This is a genomic window from Microbacterium sp. TWP3-1-2b2 (assembly GCF_049896145.1).
Lineage (GTDB): Bacteria > Actinomycetota > Actinomycetes > Actinomycetales > Microbacteriaceae > Microbacterium.
In genome coordinates, this window is sequence record NZ_JAFCTS010000001.1 from 576,855 (window position 1) to 602,533 (window position 25,679).

Below are 25,679 nucleotides of genomic sequence, written 5' to 3' on the forward strand. Positions count from 1 at the left end.
TTCGCGGCACCCGCGGGTGCCGCATGAGATTTCGCGGAGCATCCGGTGCTCCGCGCAGGGAGTTAGCCAGAGATGGCCGATGAGAACAATGACAACAACACCCCTACCCTCGACGCGGATGCGGAGGCTTCGGTAACACCGGAGGAAACGCTTCCCGCCCCGGACACGGTCGTCGAGACCGACTCCGTCGAGGCGATCGTTGAGGAGTCCCCGCAGGCGGATGCCCCTGAGGAGCCCGTGGCTGCGCCTGAGGAGCCCGTGGCTGAGCCTGAGGCGCCGGAGGCTGCACCTGAGGAGCCGAAGGCTGAACCCGTCACGGATTCCGCACCGGCAGCGCCGACGAAGCCCGAACCCGTCACCGCCGTCACGTTGGGATTGATCCCCGAGGTGTTCGTCTCGCAGGTGTCGACTCAACTGCGCTTCTACGCTCCCGAGATCGTTCCGCTGCCGGCACTGCCCGGCCGCGACCGTGATCGCGATCGTGAGCGCGACTCTCGTAGTGACTCCCGTGGTGGTCGCGATCGCGATCTCCGCGACAGTGATGAGGACGAGTCTCCGTCAGCGCGTCGTGGACGCCGTCGTCGTGGCAGCAGCGACGGCGACGAGCAGCGCGATGAGCCTCGTCAGCGCCAGCGCGCCGTCGAGTACATCACCGAACCGAAGGCGATAAAGGGCTCGACCCGCCTCGAGGCCAAGAAGCAGCGCCGCCGCGACGGCCGGGATGCCGGACGTCGTCGCCCTGTGGTGACCGAGGCCGAGTTCCTCGCTCGCCGCGAATCAGTGGACCGCAAGATGGTCGTTCGCTCCAAGAACTCGCGCACGCAGATCGGCGTCCTCGAAGACGGCGTGCTCGTCGAGCACTACGTCGCCCGTAACCAGGATGCATCGCTGATCGGCAACGTCTACCTCGGTCGCGTGCAGAACGTGCTGCCGAGCATGGAAGCAGCCTTCGTCGACATCGGTCGCGGACGCAACGCGGTGCTCTACTCCGGCGAGGTCGACTGGGACGGCATCGACACGGGCAACCAGCCCCGCCGCATCGAGCTGGCGCTGAAGCCGGGCGACCGCGTCCTCGTGCAGGTCACGAAGGACCCGGTAGGCCACAAGGGCGCCCGCCTCACCAGCCAGATCTCCCTCCCGGGGCGCTACCTCGTGTACGTGCCGAACGGGTCGATGAACGGCATCTCGCGCAAGCTTCCAGACAACGAGCGGGCTCGCCTCAAGCGCATCCTCAAGGAGGTGCTGCCCGAATCTTCTGGCGTCATCGTCCGCACCGCGGCAGAGGGCGCGACAGAGGACCAGCTGACCCGCGACGTGCAGCGTCTCACCAGTCAGTGGGAGCACATCCGCAAGCAGGTCGAGAACCAGTCGGCTCCTGCGCTGCTGCACGCCGAACCGGACCTCCTCGTCAAGATCGTCCGTGACGTCTTCAACGAGGACTTCACGAAGATGCTGATCCAGGGCGAGGATGCTCAGCAGACCATCCGCGCGTACCTGGAGAGCGTCGCTCCTGATCTGCTCGAGCGCGTCGAACCGTACGAGGACGAGACCGACCCGTTCGACGCGTTCCGCATCACGGAGCAGATCGAGAAGGCGCTGGACCGCAAGGTGTGGCTGCCCTCGGGCGGCTCCCTCGTCATCGACCGCACCGAGGCCATGACAGTCGTCGACGTGAACACGGGCAAGTTCGTCGGCTCAGGGGGAAACCTCGAGGAGACCGTCACGAAGAACAACCTCGAGGCAGCGGAGGAGATCGTCCGCCAGCTGCGACTGCGCGACATCGGTGGCATCATCGTCGTCGACTTCATCGACATGGTGCTCGAATCCAACCGTGATCTCGTGCTGCGTCGACTGATCGAGTGCCTGAGCCGTGACCGCACCAAGCATCAGGTCGCAGAGGTCACCTCGCTCGGCCTCGTGCAGATGACCCGCAAGAAGCTCGGCCTGGGCCTCCTGGAGACCTTCAGCGAAGCCTGTGAGGTCTGCGCCGGTCGCGGAGTCGTCGTGCACCACGACCCGGTGGTCAAGCACCGTTCGAGCTCCACCAACGGTGGCCCATCGAACAACCGCCGCCAGCGCGGGGGGAACGGTCAGCAGGGTCAGAGCACTCAGCCGTCCAGCACTGCGACGCACAGCATTCCCGAGGGCGCCAAGACAGCGCTCGCACAGATCGCGGCCTCGACGCGCGCGCCGAGTGCGGATGCCGTCGCGGACACCGGTGCCGGTGTCGATGCGGCCGTTGTGGGCGAAACCGAGCAGCAGGCACCCGTCGAACGGCCGAAGAAGCCCCGCAAGAAGCGTTCGTCAGAGCGCGCCAAAGCGGCGCCGAAGACGCAGGCCGAGCAGCTGCTGGACTCCGTGCTGGATGCCCTTCCCGAGCCGAAGGCACCCGGTCAGGGTCGCAACAGGCGCCGGGTCACGACTGCGGCACTCACCGGCACTCCTGTGTCTGTGAACTCGTCAGCGACGTCGGTCGCGGGCGGGGACTCGGAGTCCTGAGGCGATCAGTCTCCTCGTGAGCTCCTTGCCGCCGACGCGCACAGCGCCGGCGGCGATGAGCCGGGGGAGTGCGTCGTCCGGCACGTCGTAATGATCGAGATCGAAGGCGCGAGCCGGAATGCCGTTCCCGAGCGCGAACGCGTGCAGTTCGTCGAGGCTGTCCTCGCTGACGAGGTGGGCCCAGAGCCGTCCGTGCGCTGGCCAGATGGGGTCATCGATCAGTACGGTCACTCCGCGATCCTACGGCGCTGAACACGCGGGCCGGCTCGCTTTGCGACTCGGCCCTCTATCCGGTAAAGTTGTCCTTTGGTGCGCGAGCTGAGTCGTCCCCACGGGTCGGCGCGGTACAGCCTTGTGCTCGCACCCGTCGGACTTGCGACGAACGCAGGCACAGTCTTCCCGTGAGATTTACGGAGCCGTGAGCTCCCCAACGAAACAGGTATGAAGTGGTTTACGCAGTAGTGCGCGCCGGTGGACGGCAGGAGAAGGTCGAGGTCGGCACGATCGTTCAGCTCGACCGTGTCAAGGCTGCCCAGGGCGAGAAGATCGAACTGGCCGCAGTGCTCCTCGTCGACGGCGCTACGGTGACCACCGACGCCGACAAGCTGGCAAAGGTCAAGGTGACCGCAGAGGTCATCGGCAACCTTCGCGGCCCGAAGATCGTCATCCAGAAGTTCAAGAACAAGACCGGCTACAAGAAGCGCCAGGGTCACCGTCAGGACCTGACGCGCGTCAAGATCACCGGCATCAAGTAAGCACAGAAGAGGCTCAGGACATGGCACATAAAAAGGGCGCAAGCTCCACCCGTAACGGTCGTGACTCCAACGCCCAGCGACTGGGCGTGAAGCGCTTCGGCGGTCAGCAGGTCAGCGCAGGCGAGATCATCGTCCGTCAGCGCGGCACCCACTTCCACCCCGGCGTCAACGTCGGCCGTGGCGGTGACGACACGCTGTTCGCTCTTGAGGCGGGCGCGGTCGCATTCGGCGCGAAGGGCGGCCGCAAGGTCGTCAACATCGTCGCCGCTGCTGCGGAGTAATCGCAGCACAGCACACATCCGGTTCGGGGCGGGCTTCGGCTCGCCCCGTCCGCGTATCTGAGGGTCCTTCGAGGGGCCCAGGATGCATCGGCAGGCTCAGCAACCAGAGGAAACCAGACATGGTCACGTTCGTCGACACGGTGACGCTGCATCTGCGCGCCGGCAAGGGCGGCAACGGCTGTGTCTCCGTCCACCGTGAGAAGTTCAAGCCCCTCGGTGGTCCCGACGGCGGCAACGGCGGCAACGGTGGCGACATCGTGCTCGTGGCAGACGACCAGACCGGCACGCTGCTGTCGTACCACCACTCGCCGCACCGCAAGTCGGCGAACGGCGGTTTCGGTATGGGGGATCATCGCTCCGGTTTCGACGGGGAGGCATTGGAGCTTCCCGTGCCGGTCGGCACCGTTGTGAAGACTCCTGATGGTGAAGTGCTCGTCGACATGGTCGTCCCCGGCGACCGCTTCGTCGTCGCGCAGGGTGGACGCGGGGGGCTCGGCAACGCCGCGCTCGCCACGACGAAGCGCAAGGCACCGGGCTTCGCCCTGCTGGGCACCCCCGGCTTCGAGGGTGACATCACGCTCGAGCTCAAGACCGTCGCCGATGTCGCCCTGGTGGGCTACCCCTCAGCAGGCAAGTCGAGCCTGATCGCCGCGGTATCCGCGGCTCGTCCGAAGATCGCGGACTACCCCTTCACCACGCTTCACCCGAACCTGGGCGTGGTCCAGGCAGGTGACGCCCGTTACACCGTCGCTGACGTCCCAGGTCTCATCGAGGGCGCAAGCGAAGGCCGCGGCCTCGGACTCGAGTTCCTCCGCCACGTGGAACGCTGCTCCGCGCTGCTGCATGTCCTCGACTGCGCGACGCTCGAACCAGGTCGCGACCCGATCTCGGATCTGGACGTCATCCTCGCCGAACTCGCTGCATACGAGGTGCCAGAGGGGCAGACGCCGCTCCTGGAGCGACCGCAGCTCGTCGCCCTCAACAAGATCGACGTTCCCGAGGCTCGCGACCTCGCCGATCTCGTGCGCCCCGAGCTCGAAGCACGCGGCTTCCGTGTCTTCGATATCTCGACCGTCTCGCACGAGGGTCTGCGTCCGCTGACATTCGCGCTCGGCGAGATCGTCGAGAAGCATCGCGCCGAGACCGCGGCTGAAGTGCCCGTCGAGCGCGTCGTCATCCGGCCCCGGGGCTCGGAGAAGCCGTTCACGATCCGCGTCGAAGGCGGATCGTACGGAACGTACTACCGCATACTCGGTGAGAAGCCGGTGCGTTGGGTTCAGCAGACCGACTTCCAGAACGAAGAGGCCGTCGGCTACCTCGCCGATCGTCTCGAGCGTCTCGGCGTCGAGACCGAGCTCTTCCGCCTCGGCGCGACACCGGGAGCCACCGTCGTCATCGGCGAGGGTGAGGGACTGGTGTTCGACTGGGAGCCGGCGATGAGCTCTGCCGCGGAGCTGATGACCGCGCCGCGTGGCACCGACCCGCGTCTCGCGCCGAATTCGCGACGCACGACGAGTGAGCGTCGCGAGAAGTACTACGAGCGGATGGACGCCAAGGCGGCGATCCGCGCCGAGCAGGACCTGAAGCGTCGCGTCACGGTCGAGGAGGACTTCGACGGAGACGGCGCATGACCGCACGCACGCGCGCAGAGCTGGCCACAGCCGAGCGCATCGTCGTGAAGGTCGGGTCTTCGTCGATCAGCGGTGAGTCCTCGTGGCGCATCCCTATGATCGTCCACGCTCTCGCGGCTGCGCACGCGCGTGGGTGCGAGGTCGTGCTGGTCTCATCCGGCGCCATCGCCACCGGCATCCCGTTCCTGGATCTGGATGCCAGGCCCACCGATCTCGCGACGCAGCAGGCCGCCGCTGCAGTCGGGCAGAACATCCTCGTCTACCGCTACCAGGAGGCGATGCGCCCATTCAAGGTCGTCGCCGGCCAGGTGCTGCTCACCACCGGCGATCTCGAGAACGCGATGTCGCGCAGCAACGCCCGTCGGGCGATGGAGCGTCTGCTCGGCCTGCGAATCCTTCCGATCGTGAACGAGAACGACACCGTCGCAACGCAGGAGATCCGCTTCGGCGACAACGACCGGCTCGCGGCACTGGTGGCGCAGCTCATCCAGGCCGACGCTCTGGTGCTTCTCAGCGACATCGAGGCGCTCTACACGAAGCCGCCGACCGAACCGGACGCCGAGCCGATCGAGCTGATCGCCGCGGATGCCGACCTCGCGGGTCTCGAGTTCGGCGCGACGGTCGTGAACAGCGTCGGAACCGGTGGGGCGGCGACCAAGGTCTCCGCAGCGAGACTCGCCGCAGCATCCGGAATCGGCGTTCTCGTCACGAGCGCCGACCTCGTCGGCGAAGCGCTCACCGGCAAGGACATCGGCACGTGGTTCGAGCCGGCCGAGCCCGCGGTCGTCTGATTCGTCATCAGCGATCGGACGCGGATCGGCGCCGATAGAATGACCGGATGATCGACACCGCTTCCTCGACTGACAGTGCCGCTTCGTCTGAGACGGTGCTGCCGACCGAGTCGTCGGAGACCGCGCAGGACCGTCTCGTGCGGGCCAAAGAGGCGTCTCGCGCCATCGCGCGTCTCACCAGCGATGACAAGGTGCGTGTGCTTGAGGCGATCGCACGTGCGCTGGAGGCGAATGCCTCGGTGATCATCGATGCCAACGCACGCGACGTCGAACGCGGTCGTGCGAGCGGAATCAGCGATGGTCTGATCGATCGGCTGCGTCTCGACGAGAAGCGCATCGCGGCGCTGGCTTCTGCAGTGCGCGAGGTCGCAGCTCTCGCAGATCCTGTAGGACAGGTCGTCGGCGGTCACCGCATGCCCAACGGCGTCGCCCTCGAGCAGGTGCGAGTGCCGTTCGGAGTGGTCGGGGTGATCTACGAGGCAAGGCCCAACGTCACCGTCGACATCGCGGCCCTTGCTCTGCGCTCCGGAAATGCCAGCGTGCTGCGCGGCGGCAGCGCTGCACGGGAGTCCAACACAGTGCTGGTCCGGGTGATGCGCGATGCGCTCCAGGGGGCAGGCGTGACGCCGGAGGCGATCCAGACCGTCGACGACTTCGGTCGTGACGGTGCGAAGGCGCTCATGCGCGGGCGTGGATTCGTCGACGTGCTCGTGCCTCGCGGGAGCGCATCATTGATCGAGACCGTGGTCACCGAGTCGACCGTGCCCGTGATCGAGACCGGTGCAGGCAACGTGCACATCGTTCTCGACGAATCAGCACCGGATGACTGGGCGCGTGAGATCGTCGTGAACGCCAAGGTGCAGCGACCCAGCGTCTGCAACGCCGTGGAGACCGTACTCGTGCTGCGGCAGGCGGCACCCCATCTCGTCCCCATGATCGCGAGTGCGCTGCACAGCGAGGGCGTCGCGATCCACGGCGACGACGTCGTGGCGGGGATGGTCGGCAACATCATCCCGGCCACGGAGGAGGACTGGGCGACCGAGTATCTCGGCCTCGAGATCGCGATGAGGGTCGTCGACACTCTGGATGACGCGCTCGCGCATATCCGCCAGTACAGCACCGGTCACACCGAGTCGATCGTGACGACGGACACCCGCAACGCCGAGCGGTTCCTCGCCGAGGTGGATTCGGCGGTCGTGATGGTGAATACGTCGACCCGGTTCACCGACGGAGGCGAGTTCGGGTTCGGCGCGGAGGTGGGGATCTCCACTCAGAAGCTGCATGCGCGTGGTCCGATGGGACTCTCCGAGCTGACGAGCACGAAATGGCTCGCGCGTGGGTCGGGTCAGACGCGCGCCTGAGCGATAGGATGGACGAGCGTCTTCTCGCAACCGGTCACGAAACGGAGTCAGGATGAACCTCGTCGCACAGATTGCGATGGCTGCAGCCGAAACGGAGCACCACGGGAACGTGGCCATGGAGACTCTCATCTTCGGCCTCATCGCCGCGGCGCTGTTCGCATTGCTCGGTCTCGTCACTTTCTCCTACCGCAACGTCGCGAACCGTCACTCGGCCAAGGCCGAGGCCTGGGCTGAGAAGCACGGCAAGGACGGCCACGGGGCAGGGCACGGCCACTAGGGCGTATGGAGACCACGACCACGCGCGCCCCGAGAATCGGAGTGATGGGCGGAACCTTCGACCCGATTCACCACGGGCACCTGGTCGCGGCGAGCGAGGTCGCACACTCGTTCGACCTCGATGAGGTCGTGTTCGTTCCCACGGGTCACCCGTGGCAGAAGTCGAACGTCACGCCCAGCGAGCACCGCTATCTGATGACGGTGATCGCCACCGCGTCCAACCCCCGGTTCACGGTGAGCAGGGTCGACGTCAACCGTGAGGGACCCACCTACACGATCGACACGTTGCGCGATCTGAAGCGTGAGCGGCCCGATGCTGAGCTCTTCTTCATCACCGGAGCCGATGCCGTGGCGCAAATTCTCAGTTGGAGGGACCATGATGAGTTGTGGGAGTTGGCCCACTTCGTCGCGGTATCCCGTCCAGGACATGTCCTCAGCACAGATGGACTGCCGAGCGAGAACGTCAGCCAATTGGAGGTTCCGGCCCTCTCGATCTCGTCGACAGCCTGTCGAGAGCGCGTAGGCGATGATCAGCCGGTCTGGTATCTCGTTCCCGACGGGGTCGTTCAGTACATAGCGAAGCATCATCTGTATCGGAGCAAGGCATGAGTACATCGGATCAGCAGGGGAAAACGCCGCTGACCCGCAAGCAGATGCGGGAGATTCGTCTCACCGGCAGCACACCGGTGATCAGCGAAGAAGAGGCGGCGGCTGCCGCAGGCGAAGCGCAACCCGCGCCGGCGGTTCCGGTGCCGCGACCCGCTGAGCCCGTCGAGATCGAGCCGGTTCCGACCGCGGACGCCGACGTCGACCTGGAATACGCGCCGCTCACCCGCCGCCAGGCGCGGGAGCAGGAGCGCATCCGCACGGCGTCCGTCCCCGTGATCACGCCCGAGGAATCAGACGCTGCCGCGGCCGATGAAGCTGCAGACGAAGAAGTCGTCTCCGGCGTACCGACTTTCGCTGCGGCGACCGCGGACGACGAGCAGCCACCGGCTGTCTACGCTGACGAGGACGATGCCGACGTAAACGACGAAGAGGACGATCTCGACGAAGACGCGGTCGACATCGCGCCCGTGAGCGCCGCTGTCGCTGCTGATTCCACCGGTGACATCCCACTCGACGCCGACGAGCCCACTGCGGACTCGCCGGAAGAATCGCCCGTCGACGTGCACGACGAAGACCCGATCAGCGTCCTCGACGTCGACGCGGACGACGACGAGGACGCCGCCGACGATGCCGAATCGGACGAGCTGCCCGTCGCCGAGCCGGTCGCGACGGGGGAGAACCTCGTCGTCAACCCGACGTTCGGCAACGGTCTGCTCGCGGAAAAGAGCGAGGTGCCCTCATTCGCACCGTCGTTCGATGAGCTCATCACCGCTGATTCCGGCGGCTCTCAGCATCTTGCTCCGAATACACTGATCTTCAACCCGTCGCCGGGCGAGGGATCTCTTTCAGGCCCGGTCGCCTCCACGGGCGAGATTCTCGTGACGGGAAGCTATGAGCTTCCGCGGGGTATCGGTTCGCAGGGCCACGCGCACGGCGCCGCAGACGGCAAGGAATCGGATGCCGTGCTCATCGATGGAGAGCTGCCCTCGGCATCCTCTCCTACGCCGATCGCGGCAAGCTCCGCGATCAGCACGATCAAACCTGCCGGTGAGGTCATCCGACCCCCGGCGCCTGAAAAGGGCAACAAGCTCATGCTGATCTTGGCCATCACGGCGGGCGGGCTCGCGCTCGCCCTCGCCGTGGCGCTCATCGTCGCATTCACCACGAATATATTCTCTTGATGCAATCACCTGAAAATGCCGAAGAGATGCTGCAGCTCGCAGCATCCGCCGCCGTGTCCAAGGGCGGGGAGGATCTCGTCGCGCTGAACGTGTCGGAACCACTGCCGCTCGTCGACATCTTCCTGATCGTCACCGGTAACAGCGAGCGCAACGTCGCCGCGATCGCCGATGAGATCGAAGACACGCTCATCGAGGCCGGCCACAAGCGTGTCCGCCGCGAAGGACGCCAGGAAGCCCGTTGGGTCCTGCTGGACTTCGGTGACCTGATCGTGCACGTCTTCCATGGCGAAGAGCGCGTGTACTACGGCCTGGAGCGGCTCTGGAAGGACTGCCCTGTCGTCCCGATCGATGTCGCCGAGTCCGCCACGACCGACAGCATCTGACGTGACGGCTTCCCTGACATGAGCGTGCACCTGATCACCGGTGCCGGATCGGGCATCGGCGCCGCCCTCGCGCGTCGCCTGCTCGATCGGGGCGATGAACTCGTGCTCTTCGCCAGGGATGCCGGTCGCGCGCGTGAGATCGCTGCGGAGTTTCCCGGCGCATCGACCCTCGTCGGAGATCTCGCGCAGCCGGGACGTCTGTCGTGGGCGCTGTCGAAGCAGAACCTCCCGGAGCGCATCGACTCGCTGGTGCATGTCGCAGGAGTCGTCGATCTGGGAAGCGTCGCGGATCTCTCACCGACGCTGTGGGAACGGCAGTTGGCCGTCAACCTGATCGCACCCGCCGAGCTCACGCGTCTGCTTCTTCCCGTGCTGCGGGTCTCACGCGGCCAGGTGGTCTTCGTGAACTCCGGTGCAGGTCTGCGCGCTCACGCGAACTGGTCCGCGTACGCGGCATCGAAGCACGGGCTCAAGGCCCTCGCTGACGCGCTGCGTGCCGAAGAGACGGAGAGCGGTGTCCGCGTGACGTCGATCTTCCCCGGACGCACATCCACGCCCATGCAGGCACGCGTGCATCAGCAGGAGGGTCGCGAGTACGATCCTGAGCTCTTCATCGATCCTGATTCGGTGGCGACGACGATCCTGACCGCGCTCGATCTGCCCCGCGATGCGCAGGTCGTCGATCTCTCGGTGCGACCTGGTCGGTGAGGCGCGCTCTCATCCGCGCAGTTGGTATCGAAGCTCCGGCCGACCGACGGCGCCGTAAGTAGGAGAGCTCGCGGCGAGCCCTGACTCCACGAGGCGCTCGAGATAACGTCGCGCACTGACCCGCGACATCCCGAGGACTTCGGCGAGCTCGCTGGCCGACAGCGGCTCACGACCTTCCTGCATCGCCTGCACCACACGCTGAAGGGTGACGCGTGAGACGCCCTTGCGCTGCCCCGCCATCGCGATCGCATCACGTCGCATGAGCGCGTCGACACTCGCCTGGTCGAGCTCGCCGGTGGCGGTGTACTCCGCATCACGTGCGAGCACACGCCACACATCATCGAGACGCTCATGCAATGTCCGCATCGGAAAGGGCTTCACCACGTAGTGGTGCACGCCGTGCGCGCGGGCGCGACGCACCGTCTCCAGGTCGCGGGCGGCCGTGACGGCGACGACCTCGACGTGTGCACCAGCGGCGCGGGCTCGTCGCAGCACCGTGATGCCGGACATGTCGGGCAGATACACGTCCAGCAGCATGACATCCGGTTCGAGTTCGTCCAGCGCGCGCAGCGCGTCTGCGCCCGTCGGCGCGACCCCGACGACTTCGTAGTGCGGATGCCGCTCCACGAACCCACGAGTGACGTGCGCGACGGCGAAGTCGTCCTCGACGATGAGAGTGCGCAACCGGCTCATGCGCCCGCCTCGGCGAGTGCGGATGCCGGGATTCGCACGGTGAAGCGCGCACCACCGCTTTCGGAGGGCGAAAGCTCGACCGAGCCGCCGAGACGATCGACGACGCGAGCGACGAGAGTCAGCCCGTAACCGCGCTGGCGATCGTCGGTCTTGGTGGAGTACCCGAGGCGGAAGACGTCGCCGCGCCGTTCCATCGGCACCCCTGGGCCGTCGTCCTCGACACCGATGCGGATGCCGCCGTCGTCGGTCTGCGTGATCGATATGGCCACGTGACCGCCGCGAGCGGCGGCGTCCATGGCGTTGTCCAGCAGATTGCCCACGACTGTGCCGAGATCGCCGTCTCCCTGGCGGGCCGGCAGCCGCCCGTCATCCGAGATCGTGAGGTTCACCCCCAGCTCACGTGCGCGTGCGCGCTTGGCCAGCAGGATCGCCGCGAGTTCGATGTCCTGTACGCCGTGTGGTGCGTCCAGTCTACTCAGCGCTCCGCCGTCTCCGGCACGATCGACGACACGACGAGCAGCATCGAACTCGCCGAGCTCGATGAGGCCGCCGATCGTGTGCAGGGTGTTGGAGAACTCATGCTGCTGGGCGCGCAGTCCTTCTGCGAGGCTCTGTGCGCCTGCCAGCTCGCGCAGCGCACGATCGAGCTCAGTACGATCCATCAGGGTGACGACAGTGCCCACACGCCTCTCCTGAACACGCACGGGTGCGGCTCTCGCGACGAGCACGCGTTCCCCGGACAGTACGAGGCGCTGCGGCGCGGCATCGTCGTCGACCTCCGTCTCGGTGACGAGAGCGGCCAGACCGTCCAGCAGCTCTGACGCCGGCCGCCCTGCGGCCTCTGCAGGGCCGGACAGCCCCAGCAGCCGCGCTGCGGCATCGTTGCAGAGCGATACGATTCCCCGCTCGTCCAAAGCGAGCATGCCCTCACGGATTCCGTGGAGTGTGGCCTCCCTCGTCTCCAGAAGGCCGCGGATGTCATCGGGCTCGAGTCCGTAGATGCGGCGGCGGACGATTCTGGCGACCCCTGTCGCGGCGATCACGCCGATCACGGTGGCGGCGCCGAGAGCGAGCAGGAAACCGGTGATGTCGCCGACGAAGTCCGCTCGCAGCTCCGATTCGAGAATGCCGACCGATACCTGTCCGATCACGTCCTCTTCCGCATCGAACACCGGCACCTTCACGCGCCACGATTCTCCGAGAGTGCCGGTCTGGGTCCCGACGTACGTCTCGCCGGAGAGTGCGACGCTGGGGTCAGTCGAGACCGGCTCACCGATGCGATCGGGGTTCGGGTGCGAGAAACGGATGCCGTGATCATCCGTCACCACGACGTACGCCACGTTGGACGAATCGCGGATGAGTTCGGCGATCGGCTGGATCACTGCGGACGGGTCCGGAGCCTGGTAGGCCTCGACGATCGTCGGGAGCTGGGAGACGGACTGCGCCACCGCCACCATTCGCTCCTGCGATGCCTCGCGGATCTGCCGCTCCTGCATCAGCATCGCGGCGAGGCCGGCCGTCAGCACGATCGCGAGCACGATGACGACCTGCAGCAGCACCAGCTGCGTGCGGAGCGTCATCGCCTTCACCACACTCCCCATGCTAGGCGAGCCGCGATGACCCGACGGAGGTTACGAAATGACCAGAATTCACCGTTCTGAACACAAACAGATCCGCCGATGCACACGCTTCTAGGCTCGCGTCACCTGCTCCCGGCATCGGCGTCGGGCGGAAGGACTCGAGGAGGAGTTCATGACACAGCACACTCGCACCCGACTCGCGCTCGGCGCGGTCGTCGGCGTCGTCGCGTTGGGACTTGCCGCGTGCACCGGAACACCGGCGACCGGAGGCGGAGATGAAGGCGGCGGGGGCGGATCGAGCATCGACAGCGTCGCGGTGATCGCACCGGCAGACCCCGGCGGTGGGTGGGATCAGACCGCACGTGCGTTCGGGCAGGCCCTCAGCGATGAGTCCCTGGTCTCGTCTGCACCGGTGTCGAACATCGGCGGAGCAGGCGGCACCGTCGGCCTCGCCTCGCTGGCCACCGAAGGCGACCCGAACACCCTCATGATCACGGGCAGTGTCATGGTCGGCGCCGTCGAGACGAACGCATCGGACGTGCGGATCGAAGACATGACCCCGATCGCGAAGCTCACTGAGGAGCCTCTTGTGATCGTCGTTCCGAAGGACAGCCCGTACGACACTCTGGAAGACTTCCTGGACGCCTGGGTCGATGAGGGGGCGGACATGGCGGTCACCGGCGGATCGGCAGGAGGTATCGACCACATTCTCGCGGCGCTGCTGCTCACGGATGCCGGTGTGGATGCATCGGACGTTCCGGACACCCTCAACTACATCGCCAACTCGGGCGGCGGCGAGGCTCTCACGATGCTGCTCGGCGGCCAGGTGCAGGCCGGCATCTCAGGTGTGGGGGAGTTCTCGCAGCAGGTCGAGGCCGGCGAGCTCAAGGCGCTCGCTGTGTCGTCCGGAGAGCCGGCGCTGCTCCTGCCTGATGTGCCCACACTCACCGACGAGGGCGTCGAGCTCGTAGTGACGAACTGGCGCGGACTCATCGCCCCCGGTGACATCTCGGACGATGAGAAGAAGGCGCTGGAAGAGCTCGTGACCGCGGTTCACGACAGCGCGGCGTGGACCGACACTCTGGACACGAACGGCTGGACCGATGCATTCCTCGTCGGTGACGAGTTCTCGACCTTCCTGGATGAAGACATCTCCACGACGACGGAGACGCTCAGAACGATCGGGCTCATCGAATGACAGGCCAGATCACGACGGGGGCGTCGGCAGTCGCCGGCGCCCCCCGGTCCCGGAAGCGGGGAGAGCTCGTCTTCGTCGGGGTCATCGTCGTGTTCGCAGGTGTGGCGCTGGTGATGACGGGCTTCATCCGCGAGCCGGTCGGATCGTCGAACATCCTCGGCGCGCGCGTCGTGCCCTACGCGGTCACCGGTCTGATGCTGCTGTCATCACTCGCCGCATTCGTCGCGGTGCTGCGCGGAGACATCGGCGCACCGGATGAGGGTGAGGACATCGACACCGAGGCGCGCACGTCATGGAGGACCGTGATCTTCCTGGCGTTGGCGTTCGCTTCACTCATGGTCGTCATCCCCGTCGCGGGCTGGCCGGCGGCCGTCGTCGTGCTCTTCGCCGGCGCTTCGCTGGCCCTCGGGGCGTCGAGCTGGTGGAAGGCGCTCCTGCTCGGACTGGGCCTCGGCGTGCTGACACAACTGCTGTTCGGCACCCTGCTCGGTCTCTCCTTGCCGCCTTTCGGCACGATTGTGCCGGGGCTGATGGGCAGTTCGGGGGTGCTCGGTGGATAGCCTGCAGCTGCTCATGGACGGATTCGCGACAGCGCTGCAGCCGCAGTACCTGCTGTTCGCGTTCGTCGGCGTTCTGCTCGGCACGGCTGTCGGCGTTCTGCCCGGCATCGGCCCCGCGATGACCGTCGCACTGCTGTTGCCGTTGACGTACACGCTGGATGTCACGAGCGCGATCATCATGTTCGCCGGCATCTACTACGGCGGTATGTACGGCGGTTCCACGACGTCGATCCTGCTGAACACACCGGGGGAATCGGCATCCATCGTCACAGCGCTCGAAGGCAACAAGATGGCCAGGATGGGCCATGCCACGACCGCCCTGGCCACAGCGGCGATCGGCTCCTTCATCGCAGGTACGATCGCCACCGCGCTACTCACGCTGTTCGCCCCGTTCATCGCCGACTTCGCTGTGACGCTCGGCCCCGCGGACTACTTCGCACTGATGATCGTGGCGTTCCTCACGGTCGGGGCGCTGCTCGGAGCGAGTCCGATCCGTGGCATCGTGTCGCTTTCTATCGGCCTGTTCCTGGGGCTGGTGGGCACCGACACCCTCACCGGGCAGGCGCGCTTCACCTTCAGCATCCCGAACCTCGGCGACGGCATCGATGTCGTGATCGTCGCGGTCGGCCTCTTCGCGGTCGGTGAGGCGCTCTACGTCGGCTCGCGACTGCGCAGCGGGGCTCTTCCGATCATCCCGGTCTCAGGCAGCTGGCGCTCCTGGATGAAGAAGAGCGACTGGAAACGGTCGTGGAAGCCGTGGTTACGAGGCACCGCGATCGGATTCCCCATCGGAGCGATCCCCGCCGGCGGCGCGGACGTCGCGACGTTCCTGTCATACGCGACCGAGAAGCGACTCGCCAAGGATCCGTATCGGAAGCAGTTCGGGAAGGGCGCGATCGAAGGAGTGGCCGGCCCTGAGGCTGCGAACAACGCGGCCGCGGCCGGCGTGCTCGTCCCCCTGCTGACGCTGGGACTGCCGACCACGGCCACCGCGGCGATCATCATCTCGGCGTTCCAGACCTACGGCATCCGTCCCGGCCCGCTGCTGTTCGACAGTCAGCCTGCGCTGGTGTGGGCGCTGATCGCGAGCCTGTACATCGGCAACGTCGTGCTGATCATCCTCAACCTGCCGCTGGTGGGAATGTGGGCGAAGGTGCTGCAGATCCCACGGCCGTACCTGTACGCCGGGATTCTCGTGTTCGCGGGTCTCGGCGCATACGCCGCGAACTTCACGATCTTCGACATCGGCGTGCTGCTGCTGCTGGGCATCATCGGATTCTTCATGCGCCGGCACGGATACCCGGTGTCGCCGATGGTCGTCGGAGCGATCCTCGGCCCGATGGCGGAGGAGCAGCTGCGCAAGGCCATGGCGATAAGCCAGGGGGATCCGCTGTATCTGGTGCACAGCCCGATCTCGATCGTGATCTACTCCGCGATGGTGCTGATCATCGCGCTGGGTGTCTGGTTGAAGCACCGCCAGGCGCGGTTCGAGGCGGCGCTGGCCGATGTCGACACGGCGACGATCCGAACGGTGGATGAAGAGATCGCCCAGCAGCTGCGAGATCGGTGACGGATGGGGGCGGAGGAGGTGCCGATCAGGTGGCCGGCGCCTCCTGAGCACGACGCACGGTCAGCAGGAACACGCTGTCCTCCAGTGCGATGACACTGTGCCGCTCGGGTGGGATGGGGATGAGATCGCCAGCCACCAGCAGCCACTCGCGTTCATGTCCGCGCAAGCGCACGCGGCCGGTCAGCAGCTGCAGAGTCGCCTCCGGTGGACTTTCGTGCTCGGGAAGCTCGACATCGGCGAGCAGCGCCATGGTGGTCTGACGCAGGATCGCGTCCCGGCCGCCGTAGACCGTCTCGGCTGCGCGACGAGCGCTTGAATCGCGGGCCTTCGTCAACAATCGCTCCTGCAGCGAGAAGAGGTTCGTCGTGGCAAGCGGCAGCTCGGGGTCGATCATCGTCAGAGTTTCCTTCCCTGTGGCGTTCGACTGATCATCTCACTGGACGACGGACGGGCGGCAGCAGGCACTCTGCTGCCGCCCAGACGCGCATCAGATGATCTGACGGCCCTCCCGCTTGGCCTCGCGGGCGTCCTTCACGAAGGCGCGGATGATCACGGCGAGCACGCCGACCACGATCACCGGCCATACGAGAACATATGCGGTCATGAGAATGATGTCCATCATGCGTCCTTTCCTGCGAGCGCCGTGTCTCCGGCGGAATCCGCATCCTGCGCGGCGGCGACGGTGATGAGCTCCGACTCCGTCGGGTCGAACTCACCGGTGCGCTGTTTGATGAGCTCGAAATCGAACCGCTTCGTCTTGTTCAGCATGGTGATCGCAACGCACACGATCGTGCTGACCGCATACGCGACCAGAGACCCGGAAAGCACCGGATACGTGTGCAGGAAGCCGATCGCGAACGGAGCGGATGCCACGATCGACACGGCTCCGACTCCGATGGCGACCCTGAGTCCGAAGAATCCGAACGACATGAGTGCCAGCACGACGCCGATGCCGATGACCGACAGCACGTCACTGACGATTCCGAGGCCGCCGGACAGGTCGACCCACTCGAATCGCACAGGGAGGAACGCTGCGAGGGCGGCGACCACGGCGACGCTGAATGCCACGTTGGTGACGCGGTTCCAGTAGAAGCTCGCGATCACCGGGAAGACCAGCGCGCCCCACATGGCTCCGACGAACACCAGCAGGTCGAGGATGTTGAACTGCATCGATGCGAAGCCGAGTGCCGCTGCTGTCGCACCGACCATGGTCAGGCGTCCCACCAGCAGCATGATCTTCGGGTCGGCGTTCTTCTTGCCGGCGATGTTCTGGCCGTAGATGTCGGCCATCATGATGGACGAGAGCGCCGTCATGTCGGCATCAGCCGTCGAGGACAGCGAGCCGATGATCATGACGAAGAACACGCAGATCAGGAGCGGACTGAGGTAGGTCGCCGCCATCTGCGGGATGAGGTTGTTGACATCACCATCCGTCGGCTGGATACCGGCGTACAGGGCGAGGACGCCCAGCATTCCGACACCGATGATGGTCGCGCCGTAACCGACGGTCGCGGTGATGAACGTCTTCTTGATCAGATCCTCACGCACGGCGAACAGTCGCTGCGCGATCGTCTGGTTTCCGATGGCATAGGCGAGGACCGCAGCGATGTACGGGGCGCCTTGGTTGAAGAACGCGTCGGAGGAGAAGAAGTCACCCTGCTGCGGTGTCAGATTGGATGCCCCTGTGACGAACAGGTCGGGTCCGCCGGCGGCGAAGAAGATCACCGGGATGATGATCGCCACCGCTCCCAGCATCGCCAGCACCTGCGCGAAGTCGGTCAGCACGGAGGCGCGGAAACCGGACCACAACGTGTACGCCAGGACGCCGATCGCGATCGCGACGATGCCCTGGGTGAAGGTGAACGGCGACAGCATCGCGATGAGCGCACCGCCGGCGATCAGATTCGAGGTGAGGCTGATGAGACTGCCGAGGATGTTGGAGCCGGCGAGCATGAGCTGACTCGAGCGGCCGTGCCTGGCGAACATGACCTCGGCGATGGTGTGCGCTTTCGGCGCTACCTTACGTATGCGCCGGCCGAAGGGGTAGATGAGGAGGATCATCAACGCGCCCCAGAGTCCGTAGTGGATGGGGCCGGAGATCCCGTAGGTGTATCCGGACGTGGCGGAGGCGTACATCGATGACGCCCAGATCCAGGTCGCCGTCATGGACGCGGCGGAGATGCCGAATCCGATCTTGCCGCCGCCGGTCATGTAGCCGTCGGCGTTCTCCTTCTTGCGGGAGATGCGGATGGACATGTAGAGGCTGCCGCCGAAGAACAGCAGCATGAGCAGGACCACGATCGGTCCCGAGAGTGTTTGGAGGTCGCCCACCGGGTGTTCTCACTTTCTCGTCTTGGATGCGGCAGGGCCGCTGGTCGAAGGAGAGAGCGTTCGCTAGGTGGGGGAGTAGATGGTCATGTGGAGTTTTGACGCTGTGGGCATGGCGATGAACGAACCTGGACCACTGAGGCGCATGGCAGCGCACAGACGAGAGGCCCGGGGTGCGGCTCCTTTCACTGTCGGTCGTGTTCGAGGCGCACCGAATACCGATGCATCCTCAGCGGGATGGGAAATGATTGCGGCCGGCGCGCAATCGGGCGCACGTCACGCGTGAGAGCGCAGAACGAGCGTGCGCTCCCTGCTCATGCGGACACGAGCATCCTTGCCACCATAGCAAGTTCTCAGGGAACTCCTAATGGGGCCCGACGGTCACGGAAAATGCAAGAAGCCCCCGGTTTTCCGGGGGCTTCTTCATGGTGGACCTGAGGGGACTCGAACCCCTGACCCCCTGCATGCCATGCAGGTGCGCTACCAGCTGCGCCACAGGCCCATCTTCACGCCCCGGTTGAGCGGGGCAACTTGAAAAGAATACAACACGCGAAGCGACGACCGCCAATCGAGCGCGTGCGTCGTCGCAATCGGAGCGCGAGCGGGAACACCGACGGCGGTGTATGCGTTGTCATGGACATGCAGATCATGGAGAGCATCGTCATCGGCGCAGGGCAGGCCGGACTCTCCACCTCATTCCATCTGAAGCGCCTGGGGATCGAACACATCGTGCTCGACTCGAATTCTGCCCCTGGGGGCGCATGGCAGCACCGCTGGGATGCGCTGACCATGCACGACGTGCACGGCGTCGCGGAGCTGCCTGGTTCCACAGCGCCGGCCAGGGACGCACGACGCGCCAATGCCGTCGTGCCGGCGTCCTTCGCAGACTACGAACGCACGCAGGAGCTTCCTGTCATCCGCCCTGTCCACGTCGACAGGGTCACCGACGATGACGGGCTGCTGGTGGTTCACGCAGGCGCACAGGAATGGCGAACCCGCACCATCGTCAACGCCACCGGCACCTGGACGCAGCCGTTCCTGCCCCACTACGCCGGGATGGAGACGTTCGTCGGAGAACAGCTGCACACCGTCGACTACCCGGGGCCGGAGCATTTCCGCGGCAAGCGCGTGCTCGTCGTCGGCGGCGGAGCATCCGCCGTGCAATTCCTCGGCGCCCTTGCGCCGATCACCGAGACACTGTGGGCCACGCGTCGCGAGCCGGTCTGGCGAGACGACGACTTCACGTCAGAAGCCGGCGCTGCCGTCGTGGCCCTCGTCGAACAGCGCGTCGCGCAGGGACTGCCGCCGCAGAGCGTCGTCAGCGTCACCGGACTCATGCTGCGTCCGCAGGAGCGCGAAGCCGAGCGTCTCGGCGCCTACGCCGATCGTAGACCCATGTTCGACAGAATCGAGCCCGACGGCGTGCGCTGGGCTGACGGCTCCTTCGAACGGGTCGATGTGATCCTGTGGGCCACCGGATTCCGTCCGGCGATCGGGCACCTCGCCCCGCTGCACCTGCGAAGCGACGCGGGCGGTATCCAGCTCGACCGCAACGGAAGGGGCACGACCGCGATGAAGGACCCGCGTGTCCAACTCGTCGGCTACGGCCCGTCGGCGAGCACGATCGGCGCGAATCGCGCTGGGCGAACAGCGGCAAAGGGAGTGCAACGCGCGCTGGCCGCACTTTCGGAGCGGGTCACCAGCGGTTGAGCACGTCCTCGGCCCAGCCCTCGATGCCGTCAACGCTGACACGGGCACCCGTGGAATCCTGCACCCACCCGCTCCAGGTTCCGAACAGCTGATCGGTGCGCGTCGAGATCACGATCGCATTCGTCTGCGAGTGCTTGTTGTGCCACGGCGTGAACACCAGGTCCGCGCGTTCACCGTGCACGCGCCACGGCCGCATCCAGTCGGACGGGTCGTAGTCCCAGCTGAGCTCTTCGCTGATCTTCGACAACCGTCCGTCGACGACAACGGCGTTCTCGGTCGCGCCAGAGCCATCGGTCCATTTCGACCCGAGCTGCAGCCCGATCACCCGACCATCCACGACGCCGCTGCCCGCCGCCCAGTTCCACCAGACCCGATACGGCCAGCGCCCTCGGCCATGGTCGAGCACCGCCCAGCTGCCCTCCGGCACCTCGATCGTCGAGTCGTCGATCGCCAGCACTCCGTGCGCCGGGCGGGCGACATCCTTCACCGTGTACTGAAAACGCGCGGTGCTCTTGAAACCGTGAGCGCGGTCGGCCCGCCGCCAGGGCACGACGACTCCGAGTGACTCATGACCGGACGGTCGTGCCGCGGTGATGTCGAACGAGACGCGCGGGGCGGTGCCGCGGAGCCGCGTGCCGCCTTCGAGCTCGTCGATGTCCAGCGTTACCTTTCCGGTGCGTGCCCTCGCGGACCCATCGCCGAGCGAAGCCGGCAGCATCGTGCTGCGCCCACCCGGTGACAGCACCGTCGAGTCGATCTCGGCTCCGGTCGTGCGGTCGAGAACCCACACCGAGTGCAGTGAGACGTAGTCGATGCACGAGATCGTCAGTGCGACGATGTGCGTCGGTGTCATGACGCACCAGTACTCCCAGCGTTTGTTGCGGCCCCAATGCCCGTGTCCGGGAATGCCTGAGGTGTCGTGCATCGGGGTGCGCGTCCAGCCGAGCGCTGCGGGATTCAGCCCGCCTGCCGCGTCCGTGAGCGATACCGGCTCGGTGATCTCCCGCTCGATCATCTCTGTGCTCCTCCTCCGAGATTCTAAGGTGCGGCATCGGCCCCGTTCCCGACGCCGGGCGGATAGCCTGGAGAGACAGTCGTCAGACAGGAGATCCGTATGTCCCGCATCATCGTCTTCGGCGGCCATGGCCGCGTCGCCCTTCTGCTCGCACCGCTGCTCGTCGGCAACGGCGATGCGGTCACGGCCGTGATCCGAAACCCCGACCACGTGTCCGATGTCGAGAAGGGCGGCGCCACCGCACTCGTCGCAGACGTCGAGTCGATGGACACGGAAGCACTCGCCGAGATCATCCGCGACCACGATGCGATCGTCTGGTCCGCCGGCGCCGGCGGTGGGTCCCCGGAGCGCACGTACGCTGTCGATCGTGACGCCGCGATTCGCACCATGGATGCCGCGGCATCGGTCGGTGTCAGCCGCTACGTGATGGTGTCCTGGCTCGGCTCCAAGGCGGAGCACGGGGTACCGAAGGAGGATTCGTTCTTCGCCTACGCCGACGCGAAATGGGCGGCTGACGAGCACCTGCGCGGGTCGGGGCTCGAGGGCACGATCCTGGGCCCTGGTGCACTCACGGATGATGATTCCACCGGACGTATCGAACTCGATCCTCAGGATCGCGGCGCCGTGTCGCGCGCCGATGTCGCTGTCGTGATCGCTGCGGCACTGCACGCACCGCAGACCATCGGGCGCACGATCCGCTTCGGCAACGGCACGCCGGAGACCTCTGAGCCGATCGGGACCGCGCTCACACGCTGATCTCGACGCGCAGCCCTGCGGGACGGGTGCGCGACTACGGGTGCTTCGACGGCTGTGCACACATGACCAGCAGTGCGATGCCCCCGAACGGGGCGAGGGAGAGGAATATCCACGCCCAGTAGAAGCCGGCATCCCTGAGACGCCTCACGGTCACCGCCAGCAGCGGAACGATCGAAGCCATGGCGAACGCCCAGAGCGCGAGCAGGGCCAGCCAGCCCACGACGGGTATCCAGACCACGAGGATCACAGCGAAGACGATGATCAGCGACGCGAGCTGGGCGTACCAGAACTCCGGGCGGCTCGCGCGACCGTCGAAGCGTGCGTACTTCTGCACGCAGACACGCACGGCGTCGAAGATGTCGCGCACCGCCGGGCGGGAATCGACCGGCCCGCGCCATACCCCGACGGGGATGCGGGCGGGAATCTGCTGAGGGTACATGACCATGGGTGCCGCCGCCGGCGCGCCTGCTCGGGCCGCCGCGTTCGGCGCCGGCCGGGTGTGCGTGGTCCACGCGGCGCCATCCCAGTAGCGCAGGAACTGTGCCCCAGAAGGGTCCGGATACCAGTTCGCGGGCTGGACGTGCGGTGTCGACATGTGGGTCCTCTCCGCACACATTCAAGCATGACGGGGTCAGCCCCGAGACGTAGGGTGGAGGGCATGCGCCGTCATCTCCCGCTGCGGGTCGCCGCAGCCTCGGTGAGCGCGCTGGCCATCTCGCTCACACTCGTCTCGACCGGGGTGTCGGCGGCAATGCGCGGTCCGTCCGGCGCGCATCCGATCGACATCGGTCCGGCAGTCGTCGAACCTGCGGTCGTCGAGCCGGATCAGACCTCCGGCGCTGCCGCGCGGGCAGAGCAGCTCGTGGCAGGCATGAGCACCGCGCAGCAGGCTTCGAGCGTGGTCATGGGGCACATTCCCTCTGTGGACTCCTCGGCGCTGTCCGCCTACATGGCTGACACTGACCTCGGGGGCTTCATCCTGATGGGCGCGAACATCCCGAAGACCGAGGCGGAACTCCGGACTGTGACGGCCGCGCTGACGGTGGACCCGGCGCTGCCGCCCTTGATCGCGATCGATCAGGAGGGCGGATACGTGTCCCGGCTGCCCTGGGACGAGTTCCCCGCGTCGTCGGTGCTGAAGGATCGAGCACCGGAGGAGACCGCGGCCGCATTCGCAGCACGTGCGTCGCTGGTGGCGCGCGGCGGTGCGAACGTGAACTTCGGCATAGTCGCCGACACGACCGCCGACAGTTCGTCGTTCATCTACGGACGCTCACTCGGTGCCGATCCGAAAGCGGCGGCCGAGCGGGTCGCGTCCGCCGTCACAGCCGAAGAGCCGTTCGTCGCGTCCACACTCAAGCACTTCCCCGGTCACGGGGCCGCCCCTGGCGACTCGCACTCACTGGTACCCCGTACGGACAAGACACTGGACGAATGGCTCCGGAGTGACGCCTTGCCGTTCGTCGCCGGCATCGACGCGGGAGCCTCGATGCTGATGTTCGGCCACCTCGACTACGCTGCGGTGGACGCGGAGCCGGCTTCTCTCTCAGCGCGCTGGCACGAGATCGCCCGTGAAGACCTTGGCTTCGACGGCGTGATGGTCACGGACGACCTGGGCATGCTGCAGTCCACCGGAATCCCCGAATACGCCGATCCGGTGGCGAACGCCGTGGCAGCGGTCGCCGCAGGCAACGATCTCGTGCTCACGATCGCCCATTCCGCGCCCGAGACGGCAGGCGAGCTCGCGGCAGGAATCGCCGCAGCGGTCGAAGCCGGAACGTTGCCGGCTGAGCGGCTTCAGGACGCGGCGGAGCGGATCATGACGCTGCGACTCGAGCGGGCGGCATCCGGCGCCGTTTGGGCGCCCTGCGCGACCTGCACGCCCGTGCCCTGATTCGCCCCGAGCCACGCCGTCAACAGCCGTCCGCGCAGTTCATTGCCCCGCTCCGCGAATCCGCGCTGGCGGCGTACGTATTCCGCCTTGCCGTCCGGTGTCTCGATCGGCACAGGGACGACGCCCCACGCGGAGAGATCGTACGGTGCTGCTTCCATGTCGAGCAGGCGGATGTCGCCGGCGAGTTCGAATGCGTCGAGCAGCAGCTCCCCGGGAACGAGCGGACCGAGCTTCATCGCCCATTTGTAGAGGTCCATGCCGGCATGCAGGCACCCGGGCTGCTCGATCGTCGGCTGATCCTCGCGGCTCAGCGGCTGCCGGTTGCGCGGTGCGGCATCCGGGGTGAAGAAGCGGAATGCGTCGAAATGTGTGCAGCGCAGGTCGTGCGCCTCCACGACGGCGTCCGTGCCGTCTTGTCCCAGTCGCAACGGAGCGGTGTGGCGGTGCTCCTCGTCTCGGTAGACCATGGCCCACTCATGCAGACCGAAGCAGCCGAACTGGCCCGGACGTGCGGCGGTGCGGCGCAGCATCCGCTCGATGAGATCCGCCAGCGCGCCCTTCTCCGCCGCGAAGACCTCGGCGTCCGGCACAGCAGAACCGGGTGCCGTGCCGGGGGAGTACCAGCGCCAGCCCAGTCTCTCCGTGGCGTCTTCGAGCTGAACGCCGGCGCCGGGATGCCAACGGCGCAGCTGCGACGGCGAGTACGAGTAGTACGTGAACAGGAAGTCCCACACCGGATGCTTCTCGCCCCGCGCGGCGCGTTCGCGGTGGGCGGTGGTCAGCGCATCCGCTCGCTCGTGGTGCGCGCGTTCCAGATCGGTCCACGCGGTGCGATCAAGAGCGGATACAGACATGTCACCGACTGCTTCAGTGCAGGATGCCGGTGTCGGTGAGGCGCTCGCGGAGCCCAGCACCGTCGGATGCCGCCACCCACGGTGCCGAGTCGTCGGAGTGGTCGTCGGATTCGGAGCGTCCGCCGGCGAGGATCGCCTCGGCGGGTGAAAGGCGACGAATCGCCACTCCGGCGACAGAATCCGGGTGCTCCTGCATGAACTCCGTGTAGATGGATTCATCGTGCTGACCGTCGTCGCCGATCAGCAGCCACCGCACGTGGGGGAACTCTGCCGCGAGCCGACGCAGGTTGGTGAGCTTGTGCTCGCGACCGCTGCGGAACCAGCGATCATGCGTCGGACCCCAGTCGGTGAGGAGCATGGATCCATCCGGGAACAGATGGCGATTCATGAATCGGGTGAGCGTCGGGGCCACGTTCCACGCTCCGGTGGACAGGTAGATCATCGGCGCACCAGGGTGCTGTCGCATCAGCTGCTCGAGCAGCACGGCCATCCCCGGCACTGGGAGCCGCGCGTGCTCATCGACCACGAAGGAGTTCCATGCGGCGATGAACGGTCGAGGGAGGGCGGTCACCATCACGGTGTCGTCGATGTCGGAGAGCACACCGAAGTCGACTTCATCGCCGACTATGAAGGCTGTCGCATCGACCGGCTCCTGGCCCTCGACCGACATCGTGAACTTCTGCCACCCGGACGGGAGGCCGGCTTCGATGACCGTGTCGACGACGCCGCCTCGATCGGCGACGACCTCGTGTGCGCGTCCGGCGATCGTGATCTGCACGCTCGCGAAGCTGACCGGGATGCCGACGAAGCTGCGCCATCCGCGCACACTGGCGAATTCACCGCTCTCCGTGCGGCGCTGCGGAGGCACGATCAGCACTCTGCCGACGACGCGGACCCAGCCACTGCCGCCGTATCCGGCGAAGGGCAGCACGGTCGCGGTGCGTCCACGGCGGCGCGCTCGGCTCTCGCGCCAGACGTGCAGGCGGTGCTCCAAACGTGCGAACCAGTGGATCCTGGCGTTGAGGGCGCTGTCTTCGGACATCGCT

27 protein-coding genes and 1 tRNA gene are annotated in these 25,679 nt (G+C 66.4%); 17 read left to right on the plus strand and 11 right to left on the minus strand.

The window, feature by feature from the left end; translation table 11 throughout:
* Positions 1-72: 72 nt before the first annotated feature.
* Positions 73-2,499, plus strand: coding sequence for an Rne/Rng family ribonuclease (locus ACP7AR_RS02905; RefSeq protein WP_426182529.1), 2,427 nt, complete (start codon positions 73-75; stop codon positions 2,497-2,499).
* On the opposite strand, the gene ACP7AR_RS02910 is transcribed toward ACP7AR_RS02905, so the two are convergent.
* Complete coding sequence (locus tag ACP7AR_RS02910; protein ID WP_426182532.1) at positions 2,461-2,730, minus strand: DUF4031 domain-containing protein; 270 nt, start codon at positions 2,728-2,730, stop codon at positions 2,461-2,463. The genes ACP7AR_RS02905 and ACP7AR_RS02910 overlap by 39 nt on opposite strands.
* A 215-nt stretch (positions 2,731-2,945) precedes the next feature.
* Between ACP7AR_RS02910 and rplU the strand changes: the two genes are divergently transcribed.
* From rplU to ACP7AR_RS02960, 10 genes are all read left to right on the plus strand, one after another.
* Positions 2,946-3,254 (plus strand): 50S ribosomal protein L21, encoded by a 309-nt coding sequence (gene rplU / locus ACP7AR_RS02915; RefSeq protein ID WP_426182535.1) that lies wholly within the window; start codon positions 2,946-2,948, stop codon positions 3,252-3,254.
* 20 nt (positions 3,255-3,274) lie between these two features.
* On the plus strand, positions 3,275-3,535 hold the full coding sequence (gene rpmA, locus ACP7AR_RS02920; protein ID WP_033107563.1) for a 50S ribosomal protein L27: 261 nt from the start codon (positions 3,275-3,277) through the stop codon (positions 3,533-3,535).
* A 119-nt stretch (positions 3,536-3,654) separates the two neighbouring features.
* Entirely contained in the window at positions 3,655-5,166 is a 1,512-nt protein-coding gene (obgE, locus tag ACP7AR_RS02925; RefSeq protein ID WP_426182538.1) for a GTPase ObgE, read from the plus strand.
* Positions 5,163-5,957, plus strand: a complete 795-nt coding sequence (gene proB, locus ACP7AR_RS02930) for a glutamate 5-kinase (protein ID WP_426182541.1) — start codon at positions 5,163-5,165, stop codon at positions 5,955-5,957. Before obgE ends, proB begins: the two co-directional genes overlap by 4 nt.
* A 47-nt stretch (positions 5,958-6,004) precedes the next feature.
* Positions 6,005-7,318, plus strand: a complete 1,314-nt coding sequence (locus tag ACP7AR_RS02935; RefSeq protein ID WP_426182544.1) for a glutamate-5-semialdehyde dehydrogenase — start codon at positions 6,005-6,007, stop codon at positions 7,316-7,318.
* A gap of 52 nt (positions 7,319-7,370) precedes the next feature.
* Positions 7,371-7,595: a hypothetical protein gene (locus tag ACP7AR_RS02940; RefSeq protein ID WP_426182547.1), complete on the plus strand. Its 225-nt coding sequence runs from the start codon at positions 7,371-7,373 to the stop codon at positions 7,593-7,595.
* A gap of 5 nt (positions 7,596-7,600) precedes the next feature.
* On the plus strand, positions 7,601-8,203 hold the full coding sequence (gene nadD, locus ACP7AR_RS02945; RefSeq protein WP_426182550.1) for a nicotinate-nucleotide adenylyltransferase: 603 nt from the start codon (positions 7,601-7,603) through the stop codon (positions 8,201-8,203).
* Positions 8,200-9,384, plus strand: coding sequence for a hypothetical protein (locus tag ACP7AR_RS02950; protein ID WP_426182552.1), 1,185 nt, complete (start codon positions 8,200-8,202; stop codon positions 9,382-9,384). Before nadD ends, ACP7AR_RS02950 begins: the two co-directional genes overlap by 4 nt.
* Positions 9,384-9,767: a ribosome silencing factor gene (rsfS, locus tag ACP7AR_RS02955; protein WP_426182555.1), complete on the plus strand. Its 384-nt coding sequence runs from the start codon at positions 9,384-9,386 to the stop codon at positions 9,765-9,767. The genes ACP7AR_RS02950 and rsfS overlap by 1 nt, the downstream gene beginning before the upstream one ends.
* 18 nt (positions 9,768-9,785) lie before the next feature.
* A complete protein-coding gene (locus ACP7AR_RS02960) occupies positions 9,786-10,475 on the plus strand; it encodes an SDR family oxidoreductase (protein ID WP_426182558.1) in 690 nt (229 codons plus the stop codon).
* Positions 10,476-10,484: 9 nt separating this feature from the next.
* Here the strand turns inward: ACP7AR_RS02960 and ACP7AR_RS02965 are convergent, their stop codons facing one another.
* On the minus strand, positions 10,485-11,168 hold the full coding sequence (locus ACP7AR_RS02965) for a response regulator (protein ID WP_426182561.1): 684 nt from the start codon (positions 11,166-11,168) through the stop codon (positions 10,485-10,487).
* Positions 11,165-12,760: an ATP-binding protein gene (locus ACP7AR_RS02970; protein WP_426182564.1), complete on the minus strand. Its 1,596-nt coding sequence runs from the start codon at positions 12,758-12,760 to the stop codon at positions 11,165-11,167. The genes ACP7AR_RS02965 and ACP7AR_RS02970 overlap by 4 nt, the downstream gene beginning before the upstream one ends.
* 160 nt (positions 12,761-12,920) lie before the next feature.
* Here ACP7AR_RS02970 and ACP7AR_RS02975 point away from each other — a divergent pair, with 160 nt between their 5' ends.
* Genes ACP7AR_RS02975 through ACP7AR_RS02985 form a run of 3 tightly spaced genes read left to right on the plus strand, consistent with a single transcriptional unit; the run spans position 12,921 to position 16,076 of the window.
* On the plus strand, positions 12,921-13,946 hold the full coding sequence (locus ACP7AR_RS02975; protein WP_426182567.1) for a Bug family tripartite tricarboxylate transporter substrate binding protein: 1,026 nt from the start codon (positions 12,921-12,923) through the stop codon (positions 13,944-13,946).
* The gene (locus ACP7AR_RS02980) at positions 13,943-14,506 is read left to right on the plus strand and encodes a tripartite tricarboxylate transporter TctB family protein (protein ID WP_426182570.1); all 564 of its coding nucleotides are present in this window, start codon (positions 13,943-13,945) and stop codon (positions 14,504-14,506) included. Before ACP7AR_RS02975 ends, ACP7AR_RS02980 begins: the two co-directional genes overlap by 4 nt.
* Positions 14,499-16,076, plus strand: coding sequence for a tripartite tricarboxylate transporter permease (locus ACP7AR_RS02985; RefSeq protein WP_426182573.1), 1,578 nt, complete (start codon positions 14,499-14,501; stop codon positions 16,074-16,076). Before ACP7AR_RS02980 ends, ACP7AR_RS02985 begins: the two co-directional genes overlap by 8 nt.
* A 25-nt stretch (positions 16,077-16,101) precedes the next feature.
* On the opposite strand, the gene ACP7AR_RS02990 is transcribed toward ACP7AR_RS02985, so the two are convergent.
* The 4 genes from ACP7AR_RS02990 to ACP7AR_RS03005 all read right to left on the minus strand — a co-directional run bounded on the left by ACP7AR_RS02990 (position 16,102) and on the right by ACP7AR_RS03005 (position 18,906).
* Entirely contained in the window at positions 16,102-16,470 is a 369-nt protein-coding gene (locus ACP7AR_RS02990) for a LuxR family transcriptional regulator (RefSeq protein WP_426182576.1), read from the minus strand.
* A gap of 93 nt (positions 16,471-16,563) precedes the next feature.
* Positions 16,564-16,698, minus strand: coding sequence for a putative transporter small subunit (locus tag ACP7AR_RS02995; RefSeq protein WP_426182578.1), 135 nt, complete (start codon positions 16,696-16,698; stop codon positions 16,564-16,566).
* On the minus strand, positions 16,695-18,362 hold the full coding sequence (locus tag ACP7AR_RS03000; RefSeq protein ID WP_426187591.1) for a sodium:solute symporter family transporter: 1,668 nt from the start codon (positions 18,360-18,362) through the stop codon (positions 16,695-16,697). The genes ACP7AR_RS02995 and ACP7AR_RS03000 overlap by 4 nt, the downstream gene beginning before the upstream one ends.
* Positions 18,363-18,830: 468 nt before the next feature.
* Positions 18,831-18,906 (minus strand) — tRNA-Ala (locus ACP7AR_RS03005).
* A 137-nt stretch (positions 18,907-19,043) separates the two neighbouring features.
* Between ACP7AR_RS03005 and ACP7AR_RS03010 the strand changes: the two genes are divergently transcribed.
* Positions 19,044-20,114 (plus strand): NAD(P)-binding domain-containing protein, encoded by a 1,071-nt coding sequence (locus tag ACP7AR_RS03010; RefSeq protein ID WP_426187593.1) that lies wholly within the window; start codon positions 19,044-19,046, stop codon positions 20,112-20,114.
* Here ACP7AR_RS03010 and ACP7AR_RS03015 read toward each other — a convergent pair.
* Complete coding sequence (locus ACP7AR_RS03015; protein WP_426182581.1) at positions 20,101-21,129, minus strand: DUF2804 domain-containing protein; 1,029 nt, start codon at positions 21,127-21,129, stop codon at positions 20,101-20,103. The two genes, ACP7AR_RS03010 and ACP7AR_RS03015, sit on opposite strands and share 14 nt — an antisense overlap.
* A 99-nt stretch (positions 21,130-21,228) precedes the next feature.
* Between ACP7AR_RS03015 and ACP7AR_RS03020 the strand changes: the two genes are divergently transcribed.
* Positions 21,229-21,885 (plus strand): NAD(P)H-binding protein, encoded by a 657-nt coding sequence (locus tag ACP7AR_RS03020; protein WP_426182584.1) that lies wholly within the window; start codon positions 21,229-21,231, stop codon positions 21,883-21,885.
* A 34-nt stretch (positions 21,886-21,919) separates the two neighbouring features.
* On the opposite strand, the gene ACP7AR_RS03025 is transcribed toward ACP7AR_RS03020, so the two are convergent.
* On the minus strand, positions 21,920-22,480 hold the full coding sequence (locus ACP7AR_RS03025; protein ID WP_426182586.1) for a DUF805 domain-containing protein: 561 nt from the start codon (positions 22,478-22,480) through the stop codon (positions 21,920-21,922).
* 63 nt (positions 22,481-22,543) lie between these two features.
* Between ACP7AR_RS03025 and ACP7AR_RS03030 the strand changes: the two genes are divergently transcribed.
* A complete protein-coding gene (locus ACP7AR_RS03030; RefSeq protein WP_426182588.1) occupies positions 22,544-23,779 on the plus strand; it encodes a glycoside hydrolase family 3 N-terminal domain-containing protein in 1,236 nt (411 codons plus the stop codon).
* Here the strand turns inward: ACP7AR_RS03030 and ACP7AR_RS03035 are convergent.
* Together ACP7AR_RS03035 and ACP7AR_RS03040 are read right to left on the minus strand one after the other, a co-directional pair.
* Positions 23,683-24,633, minus strand: a complete 951-nt coding sequence (locus ACP7AR_RS03035) for a 3-methyladenine DNA glycosylase (protein ID WP_426182591.1) — start codon at positions 24,631-24,633, stop codon at positions 23,683-23,685. The two genes, ACP7AR_RS03030 and ACP7AR_RS03035, sit on opposite strands and share 97 nt — an antisense overlap.
* A 13-nt stretch (positions 24,634-24,646) precedes the next feature.
* The gene (locus tag ACP7AR_RS03040) at positions 24,647-25,675 is read right to left on the minus strand and encodes an App1 family protein (RefSeq protein ID WP_426182594.1); all 1,029 of its coding nucleotides are present in this window, start codon (positions 25,673-25,675) and stop codon (positions 24,647-24,649) included.
* Between the last annotated feature and the right edge of the window lie 4 nt (positions 25,676-25,679).